The 2,060-nt window shown below is 71.6% G+C and carries 1 protein-coding gene; it reads right to left on the minus strand.

Annotated features, from left to right (window positions below; all coding sequences use genetic code 11):
- Positions 1-2,011: SpnB-like Rossmann fold domain-containing protein (locus IE258_RS40560; protein ID WP_229892783.1), on the minus strand; the 2,011-nt coding region annotated here is incomplete at its 3' end.
- Positions 2,012-2,060 lie beyond the last annotated feature (49 nt).

Here is a 2,060-nt window from a genome sequence, read left to right on the forward strand (position 1 = left end):
CGGCGGCGAGCCCGCGTCGGCTGAGCAGTACCAGCTCGCGCACCCCGTGCACCGACACCAAGTGCCGGGCGACGACACGACCCAGTGCACCAGACGCGCCAGTGACCAGCACCGGACCGTCCCCGAACCCCGAAGCCCCATCGGTTGAGTCCTGGGCCCGCACCAGTCGTGGGACGTGTACGGCACCGTCCCGTACGGCCCACTGCGGTTCATCGCAGGCGAGTCCGGCGGACAGCTCCCGCGCACCGGCATCCGCAGGTATGTCCGCCAGCACGAACCGTCCGGGGTGTTCGGCCTGTGCCGCGCGGACCAGACCCCATACCGGGGCGACGCGGACGTCCACCGGTTCATCCGTGGACGCGGCCACGGCACCCCGGGTCACCACGACCAGCCGTGTGGACGCCAGCCGCTCGTCAGCAATCCACCGCTGCAGCACACTCAGTACAGCGGTGAGCCGGTCCCGTACGGCATCCGGCACCGGGGCGTCCTCCACTGCCGGGCACTCCAACACCACCGTGCCGGGAAGGTCCTGCGACGACGCGACCAACGCCTCCACATCCGCGAACACCAGTCCGCCCTCGGCCAGAGGCGAGTCCCCGAGCACCGCCCAAGAGGCTGCCTCACTCGAGCCGCCCACCATCGGCAGCCACTCCACTTGGAAGAGCGACTCATCCCCCGCTGCCGAAGCCGCCGCGGCGATCTGTTCCCGCGTCACCTCCCGCAGGCTCAACGACTCGACCCGGGCGACCGGCAGTCCGGCCTCGTCGAAGAGGTCCACGGTCGCGCCCCCGCGTCCGTCCGGCGCGATGCGCACCCGCAGAGCTGTCGCACCAACGACCTGCAGGGACACCCCGGACCACGCGAACGGCAGCCGCATTCCCTCGCTGTCGGCGAGTTGCAGCAGCCCGATCGCGTGCAGGGCGGCATCGAGCAGCGCAGGGTGCAGCCCAAACGCGTCGGCCGTGTTCGCGGCCTCCTCGGGCAGGGCCACCTCGGCGAACACCTCGTCGCCGCGCCGCCACGCGGCCCGCAGTCCGCGGAACACCGGGCCGTAGACCAGGCCCTTATCGGCGAGCGTGTCGTACACGTCGGAGACGTCGACCGACGTGGCCCGGGCGGGCGGCCAGGGCGTGTCGTGCTTGTCGGGAGCGGCGTCGGCCACCGCCAGGACGCCGTCCGCGTGCGCGGTCCACTCGGCGGTCGCAGCACCCGCCAGGTCGTGGGGGCGTGAGTGGATCTCGACGGTACGGCGGCCCTCGGCGTCCGCCTCCCCCACGGACACCTGGAGCTGCACGGCACCGGTCTCCGGCAGGACCAGCGGCGCCTGGACCGTCAGCTCTTCCAGCCGGCCGCAGCCCACCTCGTCCCCGGTGCGCAGCGCCAGCTCTACCAGTGCCGCGCCCGGCACCAGCACCACACCGCCCACGGTGTGATCCGCCAGCCATCCGTGCGAGGCGACCGACAGCCTGCCCGAGAACACCGTCCGGTCGGACCCAGCCAACTCCACCGCGGCCCCGAGCAGTGGATGCCCCGCCCCTTGCAGCCCCGCCGCGGTGACATCACCGGCGCCGGCCGCTTCCTCCAGCCAGTACCGTTCGTGCTGGAAGGCGTATGTGGGCAGTTCGACTCGTCGCGCGCCGGGCAGTACGGTCGGCCAGTCGACGGGAATCCCGGCCAGGTGCAGCCGGCCCACCGCCTCGACCGCGGCCCGTACTTCGGTCCGGTCGCGGCGCAGGGCGGGCACGGCTTGTGTGTCGAGGGTTTGTTCGACGAGTCCGGTCAGTATTGCGTCGGGGCCGATCTCGATGAACTTCCGTACGCCGAGTCCGTGCAGGGTTCGCAGTCCGTCGGTGAAGCGGACGGTTTGGCGCACTTGCCGCACCCAGTACGCAGGCTCGGTGATCTCCGCTCCTGCCACGGTTCCGGTGACGGTGGATACGAAGGGCAGGGACGGCTGGCGGAGGGAGAGTCCTTCGACGACGGCCTGGAAGTCCTTGAGTATCGGGTCCATCAGGGGGGAGTGGAAGGCGTGGCTGACCGTGAGTCGCTTGACCCGCCTG

Origin of the sequence: Streptomyces tendae (assembly GCF_014650435.1) — a bacterium.
In the GTDB taxonomy this organism is placed as follows: Bacteria; Actinomycetota; Actinomycetes; order Streptomycetales; family Streptomycetaceae; genus Streptomyces; species Streptomyces tendae.